Genomic DNA, 238 nt, shown 5'->3' on the forward strand with positions numbered 1-238 from the left:
TTTCGGAAGTTCTTGTACTTCTGTTTCAACTAATAGTGACACAAAATATCTACCAGAAGGGTTCCGTCTAACTGTAGCATTTACAATACGCCCCTCTACTTCGCGACTTTTGGCAAATCGAACAAGTCCTAGTTTCGGCAACTTTATTTTGTTCCCTACAACGGCAATGTTTTCATTTGTTTGTTTTGTGGTATAAGATTGTACGTTGTTCTTCTTAGATTTAAAGCGCGGTGCGCTG

At 39.5% G+C, this 238-nt stretch carries 1 pseudogene; it reads right to left on the reverse strand.

The features are described 5' to 3' along the window. Positions 1–238, reverse strand: a pseudogene (locus MR167_RS32360) (IS200/IS605 family element RNA-guided endonuclease TnpB); the annotation flags it as partial.

Source organism: Bacillus cereus group sp. BfR-BA-01355, assembly GCF_022663675.1.
GTDB lineage: Bacteria > Bacillota > Bacilli > Bacillales > Bacillaceae_G > Bacillus_A > Bacillus_A thuringiensis_S.